The following is a 17,431-nucleotide window of genomic DNA, read 5'->3' on the forward strand; positions in this document are numbered from 1 at the left end:
TACCGGCGAGCAGCGTCGCGATCTCCTCGAAGTCGTCGACGATCGACACCAGCGCGGATCGACCATCATCACCAGCCAGGTGCCGATCGAAAATTGGCATGAGGTCATCGCCGACCCGACCATCGCCGACGCCGTCCTGGATCGGCTCGTCCACAATGCTCACCGCCTCACACTCAAGGGAGACAGCATGCGAAAGATCACTGCGCAGCGCGCCAATCTTGACGCAGCCAAGAAAACCTGACCCAACTCCTCATGCCGGCAACGACACTCCGGCCGCCTTCGTCGGAACAGGTGGCCGCCTTCGATCGGAATGCATGGTCGCGTTCAATCGGAATCCCTGGCCGCAATCCCCGGAATCCGCAGATCAGTCGAGGAAGTCGAGAAGATCCACGTCACCGGGTCGTTTACGATGAGCCGTTCGGGTTCGTCATCCTTTCGGATTGAGGTGAGCCGCGCGATGCTCTTGGTCACCGTCGCTGTTGGATAAGCCCTCGATGACGTCGGCGCGATCGGCCGCATTGCGCTTCTGGCTCATCTCCGCGTGCCACTGCGGCTGCACACTTCGGCTGTTGTTTAGCAGCGTTCCAATATCCCGTTCCTGCCTTATTGAGGCCGATGTGATGGCGTTAACGCCGCATGCTGATGGCCCCTTCCAGTTTGGCATTTCAGTTCGAAAGTCCAGTTTCTCGTGCGGATTTCCGCGTAGCAGAGAGAGCATATGTCTAGGAAAGACACGATGGGGCACATCAAGCGTTCGGTGCGCGTGCTCGGCGGATTTGCTGTCGTTCTCGGCATCTCTTCCGTGCTCGGATCGAACAATGTGCGATCGGAAGCCCTCAAAGGCTTTGGCTCTGCAGCGACGGGCGGCCTGGGAGGCGAGATAGTTCAGGTGAGATCAACCGAAGCTCTGAATCATGAGTTATGTCGTTCGTACAGCTTCGGGCACTGCAATGACAATAGTCCGCGCGAGATCCAGGTAATCGGAACCATAGACTTTACAGGTACGGAAGGGCGAGGTGAGGGGCAGGGATGCCAATACGGCCGCGCTTGTTCGGCACCCTACAAGCGTGAGTCCCTTCTCCTTATGGATGGCAACGACGCGCATTGCGATGGCAAGGAGAAGACGTTGGTCGGCTTCGACCGGGCCGGCAGGCGCCCGCTGGAAATTGGCTCAAACAAAACAGTGATCGGCGTTGGTCCGAGCGCTACAATCAAAGGGAAGGGGCTGCGCCTGAATGGGGTCAGCAACGTCGTTATTCGCAATCTGACCATCAGTGATGTCAATCAAGGCGTGATATTTGCCGGCGATGCTATTGCAATTGCACGAGCCGACCTGGTTTGGATCGATCACAACCGATTTCATAATATTGGGCGACAGATGATTGCCGGCGGCTTTGGCCCCACGACGAATATTACGATTTCCTGGAACGACTTCGATGGCAGCGATACCTATTCCTCCTATTGTAACGGGGAGCACTATTGGAATCTCCTGTTTCTCGGCGCCCCGCAGACGATTACCATCGCAAATAATTATTTCCATGAGATCTCGGGGCGGGCGCCGCACATTGACGGTGCGCACGCCGTTATTCATCTCGTCAACAATTATTTCCACAACACGAATGCGCAACAAAGCGGCGGATTCTTCCATGCCGTGGATGCTGGATCATCTGTGCAAGCACTGGTCGAGGGTAATTACTTCGACAACATTGAAACACCTATAAAGACTGGGAGTGGACATATCTTTGGTTTGTTAGGCAAAGCCAGCGGGACCACGCAGAACATCTGCCTCACCGTGCTCGGACGCCCGTGCATCGAGAACATCGCCATCCCCGTGCCGCGGTTCAATGGCTTTCGCCTGGATGAAACCGTAGTTCAATCGTTTGGAGCTCTTCCAAGTTCGTCTATTCCTCTTCCATTTCCAGTGGATGATGTTCCGGCAGTGATTGCGGCCAGGGCAGGTCCCGGACACCTTGAGAGCCGGTGATGGCTCGTTCGCAGACGCGGCTCGGCATTTGGCCGATTGCCGCAAACAGTTGAGAAGACGCCATACTGGACGTCAACGGCACGCTCGGCTGGCGACCCGAAGTTGCACGAGGACCGTATGCCACCTTTCTGTTCCGGTGCCGAGCGGTACATTGTCTATAATGGCCCTATGCCTTTCACCCCGACCGGGCGCTCGGCTGAGAGCGTTTACCTCTGATGCTATTGCGGTTGCGGATTGCAAGAGGATCGGAGGTGCCAGCTAGTTCCTGGCAAACTGTTCGAATCATCATCGGTCGTTCAAAGCTCCGTTTCCGACTGGCATGGTGTTTGCTACGAGAGTACCCATAGGGCGATGTGGGGCGCCTTCGAAACCGAGTGGGATGCGCCCTCATCCGCTTGAAGAATCCGCAAAGTGTGGAAGAATTCGCGATGAAAGAATCGGCTTCGACCGAGCGTGTTATGCCACTGACCGACGTCCTCAAGAGGGCCGCGCGCATCGGTGTTGAAATCCGAAACATTAATCTCTCGGGTGATTTGCCGAGCCCAACCATCGCTGCGATCAACAACCTGTTGCTCGAGCACAAGGTGATCTTCTTCCGCAATCAGGGGCATCTTGATGACGCGGAGCAGGAGCGCTTTGCTGCTTGTTTGGGAAAGCTGGTGCCGCATCCGACACTCGGTGCGATCAATGAAACGACCTCGATCATCGAGCTTGATTCCGCGCGCGGAGGTAGCCGGGCTGATGTTTGGCATGCCGATGGAACCTTTCTCGCGGCCTATCCCAAACTTGCGGTGCTGCGAGCTGTTGTGGTCCCATCGTCCGGTGGCGATACGATTTGGTCGAACGCTGTGTCCGCCTATCTGGATCTGCCGCGCCCCCTCCAACGGCTTGCCGAAGAACTCTGGACCGTTCACAGCAACGCCTTCGATTACGCCGGGACCTGCCGTGTTCGCGAAATCGACCAGAAACATTTTGATGAGGTCTTTACTAAAACGATCTATGAGACCGAGCATCCTGTGGTCCGTGTACATCCCGAGACCGGCGAGCGCGCGCTGGTGCTCGGCGATCTGGTGCAAAGATTTATCGAAATCCCAAAACGCGACGGTCAGAAGCTGTTTGATTTATTTCAGTCCCATATCACGGCGCCCGAAAATACCGTACGCTGGAGCTGGAAAGAAGGCGATGTCGCGATTTGGGATAACCGCGCAACGCAGCATTATGCGGTCAACGATTACGGTGACCAGCATCGCGTCGTCCATCGTGCCACAATCGATGGTGACGCGCCCGTCAGCGTCGACGGTCGGTGCAGTGTAACACGTGTCAAGAGGACAAAGCTCCCGTCGACGAAGGTTGCCTAGCAGAGTGCGGCAAATTCACACGACGCACCGGTCCTATCGCATGTTCGCACGAATAGATGTTTCCGAAGAGCAGTTAAATTGAGCACAACGCCACGCGCAAATAGATGGGAGGGGCTCACGCGCCGCAGAGGCGGGAGGCGACTGCTTGCTGAAAGGTGCTAAAGTGCATCCCGGCCGGCTGAACATGATTCAGGCATCAAGTGGCGTAAGTCATCCGTCCGCGTCCGGCTGAGCGGAAGGGGGGACGTTCGCGGGTCGGACTACAGAGTGTTCCTTAGACCCTGCCCTTGGCCGACGGAAAAAGTCTGACAGCGCTGCGCGCAGGATTGCGTGCGAGCCACATTCTTCCTGGTCGGCAAGTCGTGGCCCAATTCCCGAGCTCGCGCGGCGGCTGGCCGCGCACGGAGACACTATCGCGCACGACGGATGGTCGCATTAGATGGCCTCGAAGATCAGCTCCGAGAAGGCGAAAGAGGACATCGATCGCGGGATTGCGGCTGACGAAATGGCGCTCGATGGCATGTCGACAATTGAGCCCTCGACGCCGTTCCTCCGCTTCCGCAATTGCGACTCGACCCCTAATACGCTCGATCTGCTTCAGGATCTGGGCATTGTCGTGTTGTTGGAACGGACCTGTGGGCGATCGACTGGGGGGAAACGACCTCAGACCAGCAGCTGAAGCTCATCATCAGCCGATTCAACGCTGAGGGGAAGCGCATCATTGTGTTTCACGATGCAAAGGCACATACCGCCGCGATGATGCCCGCCTTCCTACGGTAGCCGCACGACAACGGCCATCACGTCGTTCACATCATCCCGACGCGCTGCCGCAGAGGAATGCTGATACGGATTGATAGCGAGATGTTACGGGGGCGCAGAATGGGGTAACCCCAAATCAACTAAGCTTTCGTTCATGCTACCCGGCGGAATGATGGAGGCGAACCGCGGCTCGGCCGTTTCGGGCCCGCTCTGTCACAGGAAGGCTACGAACCGCAAAGCGACGTAGTCGGTTACTTCAGACGTCTGCCTCATTGTTTGCCGTTTGCGCGCTGGCAGGAGTGCTAAGCGCGCATAGCCCGCATCTCTATCGTGCCGCACTACGGGTTGTGGAACGGGCAGTAGCCCACCGCGTCATCGGTAACTAAGCTTTCTTCTGCTGAAATGTCGCAACGGTCTTACGCTGTATCCGTATCCGCAAACATTAGAACAGTGTTTCAACGAGCAGATTCGAAGGCAACGATAGAGTCGATCTCGAACGATACGGCCTGACGGTACTCTCAGATGGCATTGAACCGCAATGTGATGGTTCGCCGTGAACTCGCTTCATCAGGGCGAATGGGCTATTCAAAGAACACCAGAGAAGCTGGCCTCAATCGCGAGCTCAACGACCAAATTGCACCCGTCATCGGACGTCCGCGATGTTCTATGTTGCGCGGCAACAAATGGCGCGTCCGATGGGAAATTAAAGAAAACTAATTGTCTGAACACAAGAAAAATAGTGTGTCTGGACTCGCGCCTTCGACAAGTTTCTGAGAGCGTTGATCTCGGGCAACGCTGCTGGTCAGCGACGCTCATGATGCTCGCGCGCAGCCGTCGCAATGGGGCCGCTGAACGTCATTGCTCGGAATTGGATCCGGAAAATCGCTGGTCGGCCTACCACTCGAGCTGCTGTAAGATGGGGAAAGTAGATCCAAATCCGTGTTCGCAAGCGGTCAGCCGCACTCCTGGAACGTCTGAGTATGAACATTATGTGGGGCGATACGCAGGTCCAAAGAAGAAGAGAGCGCTCCTTGCGACCATTACGATGTTCGACAAGTTATCTTTCGAATTTCTGAGATATTTGTGGCAGGGAGCGACACGAAGACGCTATCACCTCAGTGCGACCTAAGGCGTCATCTGACCGTCAACCGTGCGGCATATCTTTCTGAACCGGGTGCTCTGGCAGCCCCTCCCCCGATGCGCCGCCGGACGAGGTTGTATGTTGGTTAAACCTGAAAGAGGTGATGACATGGTGACCACGCGTGAAGTTGCTAACGATGACGCCACAACGGTGACCCACATGGTTACTGCCCTACTTGCAGAACTTGAGGGCGGACAAAAGTAGGGCGGACTAGATACCCAGCTTTGTCGATCTACCCGCGTGAAAGAGCGTGTCTATGGGTTTCTGCCTTTCACTGAGGTTCGCCCGGTCGGCCTCATTATGTTGTCGGAAAGCGCCACCCTTTTCGCGGGGAACCTACGGCATTGGCACCGAACCCTACGTGGTGCCGGAACAGCGCTCGTCTGGGGTCGCGATGCGTCTATTGAGGCTGCGGTGGGCCTGGGCACGCTAAAGGGCTGGGGCCAGCTTGAAGTGGGGGCGCCAACCCATATGGACCCGTAGCCCGTCAGCATTGTACTTGAAGGCCGGTTTTGCAGAGATCGACCCACGCCTCAAGTTGCCGTTACGCGGCTTAGCTAGTCATCGTGCGAAACGTATTGCTGTGGGGAGATCGCGGTTAGATTCTCGGCGGCAACGCGCGCCAAGCCGCTGTATCCCGGATTCGTCTTCGACATTTGCGTGAGCGTCGATGTGCCGGCACCCGGTTGACGCGCGATGGAGTTGGTAATGCCGGATTTGAGTCCGGCCGACAAATCGGAGAGCACCGGCGCATCTGAATCCCTCATTCTGAGTGAGCTGATCCGGGTGCCCAGCTCGAAGGGACATGAACCCCTGCGATACGCAGGCGCCAGCCTCTGCGCGGCGATGAGCCATCTGTAAGGCCCGAACGTGGCCAGTCTCCCAGGACGTAGGGATCGGACGGCTTACGAAAGGCTCACGAGCTCGAGCGGGCTCATGACATCGGTCCAGCCACGATCGCGGCGAGGTGACCGTCGAGCATGGGAAGATTTGTGGCGGCAGGATGCTGATCGGCGTGAGCCCGGAGCCATCGTTCGAGCAACGCAATCGGCATCGCGGCGGCGGTCATCGACGATGCTTTATGGTGACGTGGGCTCACGCAGCGGTCTGCGCAGCGCGCTGGCGGGCCGCCTTCCAGTTCCAGGCGAGCAGCTCGTGCAGCTGATGGTTCTTGGTTCCCCCGGAGGCGATTGGACTCCAGCACGTCAGTCAGGTAGACGTGCGGGTCGAGCTCATGGAGCTTTGCTGTGTTCACGATCGACTCCAGGGTCGCCCAGCGCTCGGCGCCACCTCTGCTGCAAAGGGCGTCCCTGCCCGAGAGAATGAGGATGAGCGGCTGCGTGCCATAGCTGCGAGGCTGCGAGGCTGCGAGGCTGCGAGGCTGCGAGTGCTTGCGTCCTGATATTGACTGCCACAAAAACACGCGTTCGTACACCTCCCAAGCCTGATAGGGGAGCTTCGCTCGCTTTGCCATTATTCTTCGTCGACAGAAGCCGAACCAAGGTCGACCCAACGTCGCCCTAACATGATTTCAGATTTCAGAGCTCTCGCGAACCCGAGCCATGGACATGCGACATACATTGTTAGTGCACCGCCCAAGCTCGTTGGTTTCGATCGAGCTTCCCAGCGAACTCTAGGGAACGCACTCAGCTGAGCAAGCAAAATTGCAGGCCAATGTCCGCGAGACAACCATGATAGCATTATCGGCAGAGGACGCTTGCGAGAGGGCTGATATCCCGCTGAGCCGCCTTGATGTAAGCGAGCCCAAGCGCTTTAAGGATGATACCGTTTGGCCTTGTTTCGAGCGGCTGCGAAGGGAAGATCCCGTCCACTATTGCGAAGACAGCCCATACGGACCATATTGGTCGATAACAAAATACCGCGACATCATAGCCGTGGACTCAAATCACACAATATTCTCATCAGAGCGAAGCGTCACAATTGTCGACCCGCCGGAGGAGTATTGGACCCCCAGTTTCATCAAAATGAGTCCTCCTCTCCATGCTCAGCAGCGTAAGACTATCAGTCCCATAGCGGCATCGGAGAGCCTGGCGAATCTTGAAGGCTTGATCCGCTCGCGGGTTCAGAAGATCTTGGACGGTTTGCCGCGCAATGATACCTTCAACTGGGTCGACAGGGTCTCGATCGAGTTGACGACCCAAATGCTGGCCACGCTGTTCGATTTTCCATTTCAGGATCGACGGTTGCTGACCTACTGGTCGGACGTAGCTGCCTTGACGCCACAAATGGGCGACCAGATCGACAGCTGGGAAAAGCGAAAGGTGGTGCTGTCGGAGTGCCTGGACTATTTCACACGGCTTTGGAGCGAGCGGGTCAATCGCGAGCCGCGCGCTGACCTGATCTCGATGATGGCGCATTCGCCGGCGACGCGAAACATGGAGCCGCGCGAGTTCTTGGGCAACCTCATTCTGCTGATTGTTGGAGGCAACGATACTACGCGCAACTCAATCAGCGGTGGCGTCTTGTTCATGAGCCAAAATCCGTCCGAACTGCGAAAACTCCGAGATGATGCTTCACTACTGCCCGGGGCGGTATCCGAGATTATACGATACCAAACGCCTATCGCACACATGCGCCGGACGGCTCTGGACGATTTGGCGATAGGCCACAAGCAAATCAGGCGAGGCGATAAAGTTGTGATGTGGTATATCTCTGGCAACCGAGACGACGAAGTCATTGCGAACCCCAACAGCTTCATCATTGATCGAGAAAATGTACGACAACATCTCTCATTTGGATTTGGGATTCATCGTTGCGTGGGTAGGCATCTCGCAGAGCTGCAGCTGAAAATCCTGTGGGAGGAGATGCTGAACCGGTCTCTGGAGGTAAAGGTGGTCGGCGAACCGGAGCGAGTTGAATCTAATTTTGTGCACGGTTATTCGGCACTGCCGGTGCAGATTCCAGGTTAGTCTCGGTTGCGGGCGACATTCCACACTGCTGGTGCAGAACCGGCGGTCAGGATCACGGCCTGGTGGAGACCAGTTGTCTGGGTAAGTTCACCGGCGTTGCGTTACGGGCTTGTGGTGTTTTCGAAGGGTGCGGACAAGGCCAAGCGTCATTATCCGGTCGAAGACCCTGGTCCGCCGTTTCCGATACGTCAGGCCGCCGCTTGTCGCATCGTTGTTACTGGAGAGCGGGTAAGTCGGGCGCTGCCAACGGTGAAGCTGATCGCGGCGGGCGGGATCCGCGACGGCGTCGACCTGGCCAAGGCCATCCGCCTGGCCGCGGACATCGCCGGGCAGGCGGCCGGCGTGCTGCGCGGCGACGGTGTCCACCGAGGCGGTTGTCGCGCATTTCGAGATCGTCATCGGCCACTTGGCTGTCGCTGCTTCTGCACCGCCTCGGCTGATCCGGCGGCGTTGCGTCAGGCGCGGTTGTTGCCCTTGGCGCATCTGCCCGCCGGTTGATGCCGACGTCGCCCGCACGTGGCGGCAGGCGCAGGCTGCTGAAATATCAACGCCAAAGATAGACTGCTAATCCACCTTGGCGAAACGGTTCGATGCGCGGGAGCGACGTGTTCATGGAGCAGCTGTTCACGATGAAGCGGTTGGAGGAGTTCGTTCCAGCCCATCATCCACCACTGCGCCGGATGTTCGGCTGTCAAGATCCGGGGCCGCTCTTCGAAGATGTTTTCGGCAAAGCGCTCGCACTGGCCTTGCAGATCCAAATGCCGCGAAAAACGGATCCCATATCTCAGATCACCTTCGCCTTGGCGCTTCATCTTGACCAATCTAGCCAGTTGCTGGTTGCCAATAGCTGGATAGTCATTGAGTGAGCAAGGGATCGGGGTCGATACAGTGCAGAAATGTACAAATCGGCAGCGTAAGAAGTTCGCGCCATTCGACGGTACGTCCAATTTCAGGAAGGAAAACCTGTGCTTCGGTGAGCAGTGCCGCGGAGCGTGATAGCAATGCAGCCGGTTGCATGGCGGTGTCTATGGAGAATTAGTCTGTTGCAGGGTGGACGGAAAGCTATTGCCTAGGTGAAGAGGATGAACATAGCGCTTACGCATGGGCAAGTTCGTCGTACCGAAACAGTGCGAAGACCTCGTCTGGCGTGTGACTCAATTCTCCTCAATGATGAGGAGACCGCAGATCTGACACATCGCCGCTGTTGCAGCGCGCCAGGTGTGGCTCTCCCCAGACCACTGTGGAAGGTCAGTCAACGATCGGAGCTGCTGCCGAGAACAGAGTCTGGTTGATGTCGCATGCCGAATACCTGCAAATGACGTTTCAACTATCTCGGCTTGATCGGCTCATCGATCATCAGTCTCATCTTTCCGTCATCTCGATCAATTACCAGCGTTGGTAGTTGACCGGAGCACAGCCATTTTGCATTCCCACACTAGGAGTGAGGACAGACGTCCCGGACAAGGCCTAACAATCAAAAGACCGTCAGCTCAAAGCAGGCAGCTCAACGGCAAAAACCTGCGGAGGATCAAATTGTGGACGCCGGTCCCCGCTCACGCCCAGATCGGCTCCACGGCCGATTCCCGTGTTGTGAGCTCGTTCCGGTGATATTCGCCGACAGAAATATCGCGGCGGCGTAGACACTATAGCTGTTGACCGCCTGGTTCCACATCAGTTTCAGCCTCGGAGAGAAATTCTCGTACGAGGTCGCGCTCTTCCAGAAATGCGCGTGCCACGAGCGCCGCGCCATGGCGATTAGGGGTCCCGCGATGCTGGCTGAAATTCCTGCCGTAGATGCTGGCGAGGGCCGCGACAACTCGCCGCCCAATACCGGCGTCACAAACGTTTAGGTCCATGCGATCAAAATCAGATCAGCACGGCACAACATGCCGAGGGCGGTAGAAGGACTGGCGGCCGCAGCTCGTGCTTAGAACGGATAATTCATTCCAGCGCGCAATGTCTTCAGACGATCTGTGTAGGCGCATCTGTTCAACGTAAGTCCGGTTTCTTATTTGATGCTGATCGAGATCAAGAAGTCCATACGACAACAACTGTAAGGTTGATGAGTTGCAAGCTAGCGTCTGGCCGGTCTTGACGGTTTGCTGTGTGGCGACAAGGAACACTCGATTGTAAGGCAGTCTTCGATGCGATCTAGGAGCTCTTTTGTGGGGACCATAACAATTTCGCTCCTCCCAAGCGGTGCAGTCCATTCGGCAGGAGACAGTCTTGTCTTTCCTGGCTGGTGGGACGCTGGTTCTCTTCGTCGCATTCTTCAACCCTTTTCACGGCGCGCGCGGTCAATCCGGCTGCGCAGGCCGAGGCCGTCCTCGATGCGGCCGGGTATCTGCTGGAATCATCGTTCTCTCCGGTTTTGTTGTTGTCCTCGATGCCATCGTCGACCGCGCCGAAGAGCGGCTCGTGGTCTGACGGCCCGCGCCTGCCCACGAATCCTGGTAACGCTCTCGCACCAGCCACGGAGGTTCGCATGCACGTTTTGACACGAATGATGCTGGTCGTGGCGCTAACCGCTTGCTCGGTCATTTGGGCGCAAGCCGCCGAGCCCCAGACGGCAAAATTGAAGATCGCCGTGGGGGCACAGATCCTCAACTATATGCCTCTCCAGCTTGGCGTAAAGCTTGGGTCGGCTCGGGGTGATGGCCTTGACGTTACCGTCGAGAACTTCCAGGCCGTTGGCCCAAAGACTCTGCAGGTCCTGGTCGGCAGCTCGATGGACGGGACGATCGGCTTCTACGAGCACGCCATTCAGATGCAGGCGCAGGGCCGGCGCTCGGAAAACCTCTGGAGCTCGCTACCTCCGACAAAATTTGGACCCAAGTCGTCGCTGCGCGTGCCTGACCTATGTGGGCAGGACAATGGTTGATGACATCGACAAGACTCTTGACTGGGAGGGCAACCGGCTTGACTGCGCATCGTGCGAGCATCTCGCACTGAGCGGAATCGGCGGATGCCGCCTCAAGCACGCCTGCGTCAACGACCGTTGTCCCCGCGGTATCGAGAGGTTCTTCGAGTGCAATCCGGATCTCGCCGACGGCTATCTCAGCCATCCGCATTGTGAGGTAAGGGCAATCGCGGCGAAGTTTGCCAGTGTCTTTCTGCTGCGGTCGCTGATCGATGATCCCAATGAAAAAGTGCAATGGAATGCGATGCTTCGCCTGCCTACAAACTACGTGTTGCAATTACGGAAGCATCCGAATCCCGAGCTGAGGAAGCGCGTGGCGAGCCTGCTCGACGGTGAAGAATTGCTGCCCATGGCCTCAGACGAATATTACTATGTTCGGCTTGTCGTCGCGAGCCGGATCGTGCCTATGCTGCTCGGCCGAATGGTGGACGACGAGGAAGCCCATGTCCGCCGTGTTGTGGCACAGCGCATTCCAAACGAATGGTTGCTCCGCATGATCGACGATCGTGATGCGTCGGTAAGACTGGAGATAGCCCGACGAGTATCTGTGCAGCTCGTGTCGCTGCTGCTGCATGATCCTGACTGGCGCATCCGCCTCGAGGTCGCAAGCCGTGCGCCAGCGGCTCGGATCCATAGCCTCGTCAATGACCCGTATAGTCTCGTGCGCGAAGTCGCGAGCTCGCGGATTGCAGGAGACCGCCGCTGAGCTCGATACCGTGCCGGCTGACGCCGACGGCCGATCAACCTGCCGCGATATGCCTATTGCATCATGCCGAGGATCTTGACCAGATCGCCGCGTCGTTCTCGGAAGATGTAGAGATCGCCAGCGTGCGGATCGCGCTTCAGAGTCTCCTGAACTGTAAGAGCCAGGCTTCGTGTGGCGGGACGCATGTCGGTGTGGCCAGCGGCGATCAAACCCTGACGCCGCTCGGAATCTGGATCATCGTCGCCGCAGCAGCTCAGGAACTCACTGCAGCGCCTCAACGCCCCTGTCACGGCCAACTCGAACGCGACAGCCGCCGCCAAGCTCGATCTCCATGACTCCAGCCCTTGCACGCTAGCGCAGGTGGGGAAGAGGACGATTGTGGCGCGTCGGTTGAGATCGGACGTGATCTCGACGGGAACGAGAGCTAGCACGGAATCGCCGCAAGCCGACCGTGGCGCGCTTGTCGAATTCAAGTGAACAGCAGGCTGTGAGCCAGCCCGTGCCGGCGCGCGCGACGCCGCAGACCTTGCGACTTCGACAAGGTGGAACTGCGAAAGGGGACATGACGCCCGACTCGAGGGCGAGATCGTGGTTATTGCGGGTATCGAGCCGCAAATTCGCCTGCTCGTTCTTGTTTCTTGAACAAGCCTACGCTGCCTACGCGGCTCCATTAGAGGTCATGCAACGGAAAGCATCCGCCACGCTCAGTGGTCGTTCCGAGACGGTCAAGAAGCTGGACCGGTTAGTCGAGGCCGACGCGTAGCTGATCGACTTCGCCAGCTCACTCAACAACCGCCGTACCTGCGGCAATCTAGCCTAATCTCATCACGCTTTGATGTGGCATCTCCAGGAGCCTCATACTGTGGGGCTGTGAGCCGCCACTGACCGCGCCAGATGAGCATCGAATGCGGACGCTACGGTCCTGACGAGAAACTCGGCGCCTTTCCTGACGAACAGTCGCTCGTCGCCGTCCATGGTCACTGCGCCGTCAGCAATGAGGCTATTGAGCCGCGAGCGATCGACGACGGCCGACTTCGGATCTCGGCCATGCGATCGAGCGATCTTCGACAGGTCGATGGCCATGTCGCACATCAGTCGCTCGATCAGATCGGCTCGGAAGCGATCGTCACCCGTGGAGGCATACCCCTTGAGGGTGGCACGCCGGCCCTCGCCGATGCGCGCCAGGTAATCACGGGTTACCACGACATTCTGTGCAAATCCTTGCGGCATCCTCCCGATGGCGCTTGCCCCTAGGCCGATGAGCGTTTCGGGGGTGTCGTCGGTGTAACCCTGGAAGTTCCGACGCAGCCGCCCCTCGCGCTTCGCCGCGGCAAGATGGTCGCGGGGTATGGCGAAGTGGTCGAAACCAATGCGCACGTAGCCCGCGTCGACCAGGGCTTCTGCAATCAATTCCGACTCAAGATGGCGCTCGACTGTTTGGAGGAGGGCGTGTTCGTCGATGTTACGCTGATGCTTCTTGAACGAGGGCATATGCACGTAACCGAACACCCACAAGCGATCGGGCCGGAGTTCGATGCATTCGGCAACCGTGTCTAGGCCCGATTGCATGGTCTTAAGCGGCAGGCCGCAGATAAGATTAAAGTTGAGCCGGCCGACGCCCGCTCGCCGCAGGCGCTCAACGCACGTGGCGGTCTGCTCGGATGTCTGCACGCGGTTGATGGCGCGCTGCACAACAGGATCGAAGCTCTGTACCCGCAGGCTCGCGCGATTGACTCCGCTCTAGCCTAAACCCGCCGCGATCGGCTCGGTCAGGGTACGCGGCTCGATCTCCACGGCGATTTCGGCGTCGGGCAACACGAAATACGAGAAGCGGAGCGTGCCGACGAGACCGGCGAACGTCTCGGGCGTCATGATCGTCGGCGTGCCGCCGCCGAAATTGATGTGCGAGATAGGAAGGCGGTGGCCGATAGTTTCGGCGATTAGGTGCGCCTCAGTTCGCAACCCCATGTATAGACTGCGATGGGGTTGTCTTTCTTCATGACCGAGGTGTGGCAACCGCAGTACCAGCACATAGACCGGCAGAACGGAACGTGCACATAGATCGAGGCCGGCGGGCGGGGCGGCAGGGATCCGAGCCACATCCGGTAATCAGGTTCGCCGATCGCTGGCGAAAAGTGCGGCGCGGTCGGACAGCTTGTGTAGCGGGGAAGCCTGTCGTGACCGTACGATTGCGTCAGATCCGATCTCATCTCTTTCTCCTTCAACTGCCAAATTGTCGAACGACTTCGCTGAGGAGGCACGTTGCGCTGGCGCAATCCTTTGGTCGTTTCGAGCCTCAATTCCACCCGCAGCAGCTGGCACCACGTTTTGGCCGCTCTGATCCTCTTAAGCGGAAACGCGGCCCGTGGCTTGATTGCGAAAAAAAGGCCGGCCGAAATACGCTCGACAGGCCAGGTCGCGGAGAAGAAACGTCGGCCGGGTTGAAAGGATAAGACTTGTTGCCTTACCTCGTCGGATGGCGCGGGCACTTGGCGTTCTGGCGGACTGCTGGCGTGCTAACAAACCTCGAAGCCTGGATTCGCTGAAGACAGCGAATGTATCTCTGGCGACAATGGCAGAACCGGCACAAGGGATTCATGGAGCTTCGCCGCCTCGGCATCGCGAAGTTCGCCGCATCGATTGCCGCCGGTTCGCCGGCGGCGCTCTGGCGAATGTCCGGGCACCGGCGATCCAGCACGCCCTGCGCGACCACTTCTTCGCTCGCGGCCTCTCGCGAATACTGGTTCTGAGCCAGCATAACTCAGTCGAACCGCCGCGGTACGGACCCGTGTATGCCAACTGGTGTGGGAAGGGTGGCGTCGCGAGACGTCCACCTATCCCGATCAATTAAAGCACAATTACCGGCTAACCCGTCGGGGCTCCGGTGGCAGTGTCGCACCACGACTATGCGAGCTTCGTAGGACGGACGCACTGATTCCCACAGGGAGCATTAGTCACGCGCCGCCGAGGGCGCGTCGTCGTGCTTGAGGTGTCGCTTTCGAATCTTGTAACTCACCAGCCAGATCACGCCGACCGCGATCGGTACGAAAACTGCGGTTAGGAACGAGGGCTCTACTGGCAATCCGGCATCGTGCGCGCCCTCGGCAAGATAGTTAAAAAGACTGACCACGTAATATCCAATCGCCCCGACCGACAAGCCTTCGACCGTGCACTGCAGCCGAAGTTGCTGCCTCGTGCGTTCGTTTATGGCCTGCAACAGGTCATGATTCTGTTGTTCGATTTCGACGTCGACACGGGTTCGCAACAGATCGGCGGCACGCGCGAGCTTGACCGAAAGCGACCCCTGACGATTTTCCACGGTCGCGCAGGTTCGCATCGCCGGCGCCATGCGGCGCGCCAGAAACGACGACCAGGTCGGATAGCCCGAGACATCATTGCCTTCAATGATGGACAGTCGCGATTGGACCAGCTCGTTATAGGCCCTGCTCGCGCCGAAGCGAAACAGGCTACCGGTCGCGCCTCTTTCGAAGGAGGCGGCCAACGCCGTCAGTTCGGCAAGCAGATGGCTGTTGAATTGCAGCCCCTCACCGCTCTGCATTTTTTCGAGAGCCTCAACAAGACGGCGGTCAATGCGATCAACAGACGGTGCAAGCTCAAGGGCCGCCGACAGGCCAAGCAGCGCCAATGGACGGTAGGTCTCGATTTCCAGGAGCCGCTGCACCAGCGCTCCGAGATCGTGCGACGTCAATCCGAGGTCGCAGACGAGGATTTTCGTGAAGCCGTTTTCGTCCACGTGGAAGTCTGAGGCGGCAACGCCTGCACCGCTCTTTGTGGCAACCATGGCCAGACTATTCTTGTCAAAAATCTGTTCGGCGCGCTTGGTCGGCGAGGCGCCGTGCTCCACTTCTAACCTGATCGCGACGAGCAATTGACCCGTCTGCCGCAACGCGCGGATCAGCGATCGGACGGTATCATCAACTTTCTCGAACGTCTGATCAGCAGGACCATTTGCGTTAGTCCAGATCCAGGTGAATGTTGTAAATTCCGAATGCTGCTCCCAGCGTAGCATAGCGGGACCGATGACAATCTGATGATGTTTCGCCGATTGCTCGGGCGGCGAAACATTGCGCTCCAGGCAGAAATCGATAAAACGGCAGCGATCGCTTGCGGCCGCCTCGCCTTGCGCAAGAACAGCGAAGTGGATCACGCTGAATGGCGAAACAAGCTGCGTGAAAGGGCGCGCGTGCACTTCGCCGAGCACGGCGGCGCGCTGCGGATGCAGCTTGAAGGTTCGCAGATCCAGTTCATCGATCATCTATTGACGCCTCGCTTCAGAGTGAGCAAGCAACCGTCAGCCTTCACTCGAGAGGCATTGGCGGTGCTGGAAAACGGGTGCGGGCGTCAAGGCGCCGATCAAGTCATGTCGACGATCGATACCGAGGCCGCCTTCCGATTGGAAAAGAGGTCTTGCGGGAGCAGGATCAGGCCGAGCAGATTGAGGCGGAACAGCCTCGTCCAGGCTTCGACTAACGCCGTCAACGACGTCTGTGGGGTACGATCCGGTGTCTATGGCGAAATTCCGGCATTGTAGATCAATCCGCGTAGCGGTGCGCCAGCAAACCGTTCCGCGACCTCGGCAGTGGTGTGCGGCACCGTCCGACGAATGCCTAGATCGACGTGGACATGGTTGTCTGTCTCCGAATCCGACGAACATCGCACGCCACCAAAGTGGTGCCCCCCCCAAACAAGGATGCGCCGGCCGTCTTCTGAAAACAGGTTTTCGATGACATGACCGATGCCGCGCGAGGTGGTGGCAAGCGGCGGCGCTTCCGTTCTCCCAGCTGGGTGCAGACAGTGCGGCAACCCCATTGTCGATTGACAGATCGAGGCCCAAACACGACTCCCATCCTGTTGCCGCCCCCAAACTTCCTGGCGCGGAGAGCCGCTGCAGGATTTGGGCCAGCGCTGTAGAAGGGGCGCGCTCGCGTCTTTCTTCGCGCAATGTAACTTTCGGTCAGAGTCGGAGGCGGGTTTCAGACATGAAGCGCGCTTGTATTCTGACAAAATGCGTACGTGGCGCAGGCCACAGGAAAATTGCCTGTTTCGGCAAGATGATCGCTTGCCCGGCCGCTGCCATTCTCTGAGCAGCCACGCTGTAGCCGGATTTGTCGATGCAGAGCCGGGAGAGTGACCGCGCCCGGACCCGCGGGGGAAGGCTTGCCGATGGCTGATAACGTCACATCGAGTGAGGATGACTAGATCACGGGCCCAGAGCGCTCGCCGTCCTCTCTTTGACCCCGATACTCAGAGTAGTGCAAGCGTCGCGGCTTGACCGATTATTCCAGGGAGGCCCTTCCATTGAAGAGGCCGTTCGGTGCGCTCGATCCGAACAGAGCTGACGTCAATGAAATCGCGGCGATAGACCGAGAAGCCGGCCCAACGCATTCACTGGTGATTGGCTCTTTGTGCTGACAGGCGCAGATTTCCGCTAGCGATCACTGCCTCGGCCACACGCTCCCCTCACGAGAGTCGCCGGCCGCAGCTGTGGTCTGCCGTTATTTGTCGATCACTCACAACGATCGCCACATATCTGGCCGTTCATGAAAAGCGATTGCGGGCTTTCATGACCGGGCTCGGGGACGATGTCACGGGAGACCGCGGTTTTGAGCTCG

The 17,431-nt window shown here is 58.3% G+C and carries 13 protein-coding genes and 2 pseudogenes; 11 read left to right on the forward strand and 4 right to left on the reverse strand.

Translation table 11 applies throughout. The features are described 5' to 3' along the window. The 4 genes from GWG67_RS35955 to GWG67_RS35970 all read left to right on the forward strand — a co-directional run. The coding region (locus GWG67_RS35955) for an ATP-binding protein (protein ID WP_275174423.1) at nt 1-241 on the forward strand (241 nt) is incomplete at its 5' end. A gap of 495 nt (nt 242-736) precedes the next feature. Continuing rightward, on the forward strand, nt 737-1,984 hold the full coding sequence (locus GWG67_RS35960; RefSeq protein WP_275174424.1) for a right-handed parallel beta-helix repeat-containing protein: 1,248 nt from the start codon (nt 737-739) through the stop codon (nt 1,982-1,984). 428 nt (nt 1,985-2,412) lie between these two features. Then, nucleotides 2,413-3,342 carry a TauD/TfdA family dioxygenase gene (locus GWG67_RS35965; RefSeq protein WP_275174454.1) on the forward strand — a complete coding sequence of 310 codons (930 nt, stop codon included), beginning with the start codon at nt 2,413-2,415 and terminating at the stop codon, nt 3,340-3,342. A gap of 439 nt (nt 3,343-3,781) precedes the next feature. Beyond that, nucleotides 3,782-4,021 carry a hypothetical protein gene (locus GWG67_RS35970; protein WP_275174425.1) on the forward strand — a complete coding sequence of 80 codons (240 nt, stop codon included), beginning with the start codon at nt 3,782-3,784 and terminating at the stop codon, nt 4,019-4,021. Nucleotides 4,022-6,176: 2,155 nt separating this feature from the next. On the opposite strand, the gene GWG67_RS35975 is transcribed toward GWG67_RS35970, so the two are convergent. Then, nucleotides 6,177-6,497, reverse strand: coding sequence for a transposase domain-containing protein (locus tag GWG67_RS35975; protein WP_275174426.1), 321 nt, complete (start codon nt 6,495-6,497; stop codon nt 6,177-6,179). Between the two features lie 436 nt (nt 6,498-6,933). Here GWG67_RS35975 and GWG67_RS35980 point away from each other — a divergent pair, with 436 nt between their 5' ends. From GWG67_RS35980 to GWG67_RS36005, 6 genes and pseudogenes are all read left to right on the forward strand, one after another. Then, nucleotides 6,934-8,172 (forward strand): cytochrome P450, encoded by a 1,239-nt coding sequence (locus GWG67_RS35980; protein ID WP_275174427.1) that lies wholly within the window; start codon nt 6,934-6,936, stop codon nt 8,170-8,172. Between the two features lie 234 nt (nt 8,173-8,406). Then, a pseudogene (locus GWG67_RS35985) lies at nt 8,407-8,670 on the forward strand (type 2 isopentenyl-diphosphate Delta-isomerase); the annotation flags it as partial. Nucleotides 8,671-8,783: 113 nt separating this feature from the next. Further along, nucleotides 8,784-9,038, forward strand: coding sequence for a hypothetical protein (locus tag GWG67_RS35990; RefSeq protein ID WP_275174458.1), 255 nt, complete (start codon nt 8,784-8,786; stop codon nt 9,036-9,038). 1,360 nt (nt 9,039-10,398) lie between these two features. Continuing rightward, on the forward strand, nt 10,399-10,599 hold the full coding sequence (locus tag GWG67_RS35995) for a hypothetical protein (RefSeq protein WP_275174428.1): 201 nt from the start codon (nt 10,399-10,401) through the stop codon (nt 10,597-10,599). A gap of 76 nt (nt 10,600-10,675) precedes the next feature. After that, nucleotides 10,676-11,053, forward strand: a complete 378-nt coding sequence (locus GWG67_RS36000) for a hypothetical protein (protein ID WP_275174429.1) — start codon at nt 10,676-10,678, stop codon at nt 11,051-11,053. Next, a complete protein-coding gene (locus GWG67_RS36005) occupies nt 11,046-11,798 on the forward strand; it encodes a 4Fe4S-binding leucine-rich repeat protein (protein ID WP_275174430.1) in 753 nt (250 codons plus the stop codon). Before GWG67_RS36000 ends, GWG67_RS36005 begins: the two co-directional genes overlap by 8 nt. A 53-nt stretch (nt 11,799-11,851) precedes the next feature. Here GWG67_RS36005 and tnpB read toward each other — a convergent pair whose 3' ends face one another. Together tnpB and hemN are read right to left on the reverse strand one after the other, a co-directional pair. Then, entirely contained in the window at nt 11,852-12,118 is a 267-nt protein-coding gene (gene tnpB / locus GWG67_RS36010; RefSeq protein ID WP_275174431.1) for an IS66 family insertion sequence element accessory protein TnpB, read from the reverse strand. A gap of 535 nt (nt 12,119-12,653) precedes the next feature. Next, nucleotides 12,654-14,008 (reverse strand): annotated as a pseudogene (hemN, locus tag GWG67_RS36015) (oxygen-independent coproporphyrinogen III oxidase). Nucleotides 14,009-14,395: 387 nt separating this feature from the next. On the opposite strand from hemN, the gene GWG67_RS36020 reads away from it, so the two are divergent. Then, on the forward strand, nt 14,396-14,548 hold the full coding sequence (locus GWG67_RS36020) for a hypothetical protein (RefSeq protein ID WP_275174432.1): 153 nt from the start codon (nt 14,396-14,398) through the stop codon (nt 14,546-14,548). 200 nt (nt 14,549-14,748) lie between these two features. On the opposite strand, the gene GWG67_RS36025 is transcribed toward GWG67_RS36020, so the two are convergent. Then, a complete protein-coding gene (locus GWG67_RS36025; RefSeq protein WP_275174433.1) occupies nt 14,749-16,074 on the reverse strand; it encodes a DUF3422 family protein in 1,326 nt (441 codons plus the stop codon). Nucleotides 16,075-17,431 lie beyond the last annotated feature (1,357 nt).

The organism is Bradyrhizobium sp. CSS354 (genome assembly GCF_029051725.1).
Taxonomy (GTDB): Bacteria; Pseudomonadota; Alphaproteobacteria; order Rhizobiales; family Xanthobacteraceae; genus Bradyrhizobium.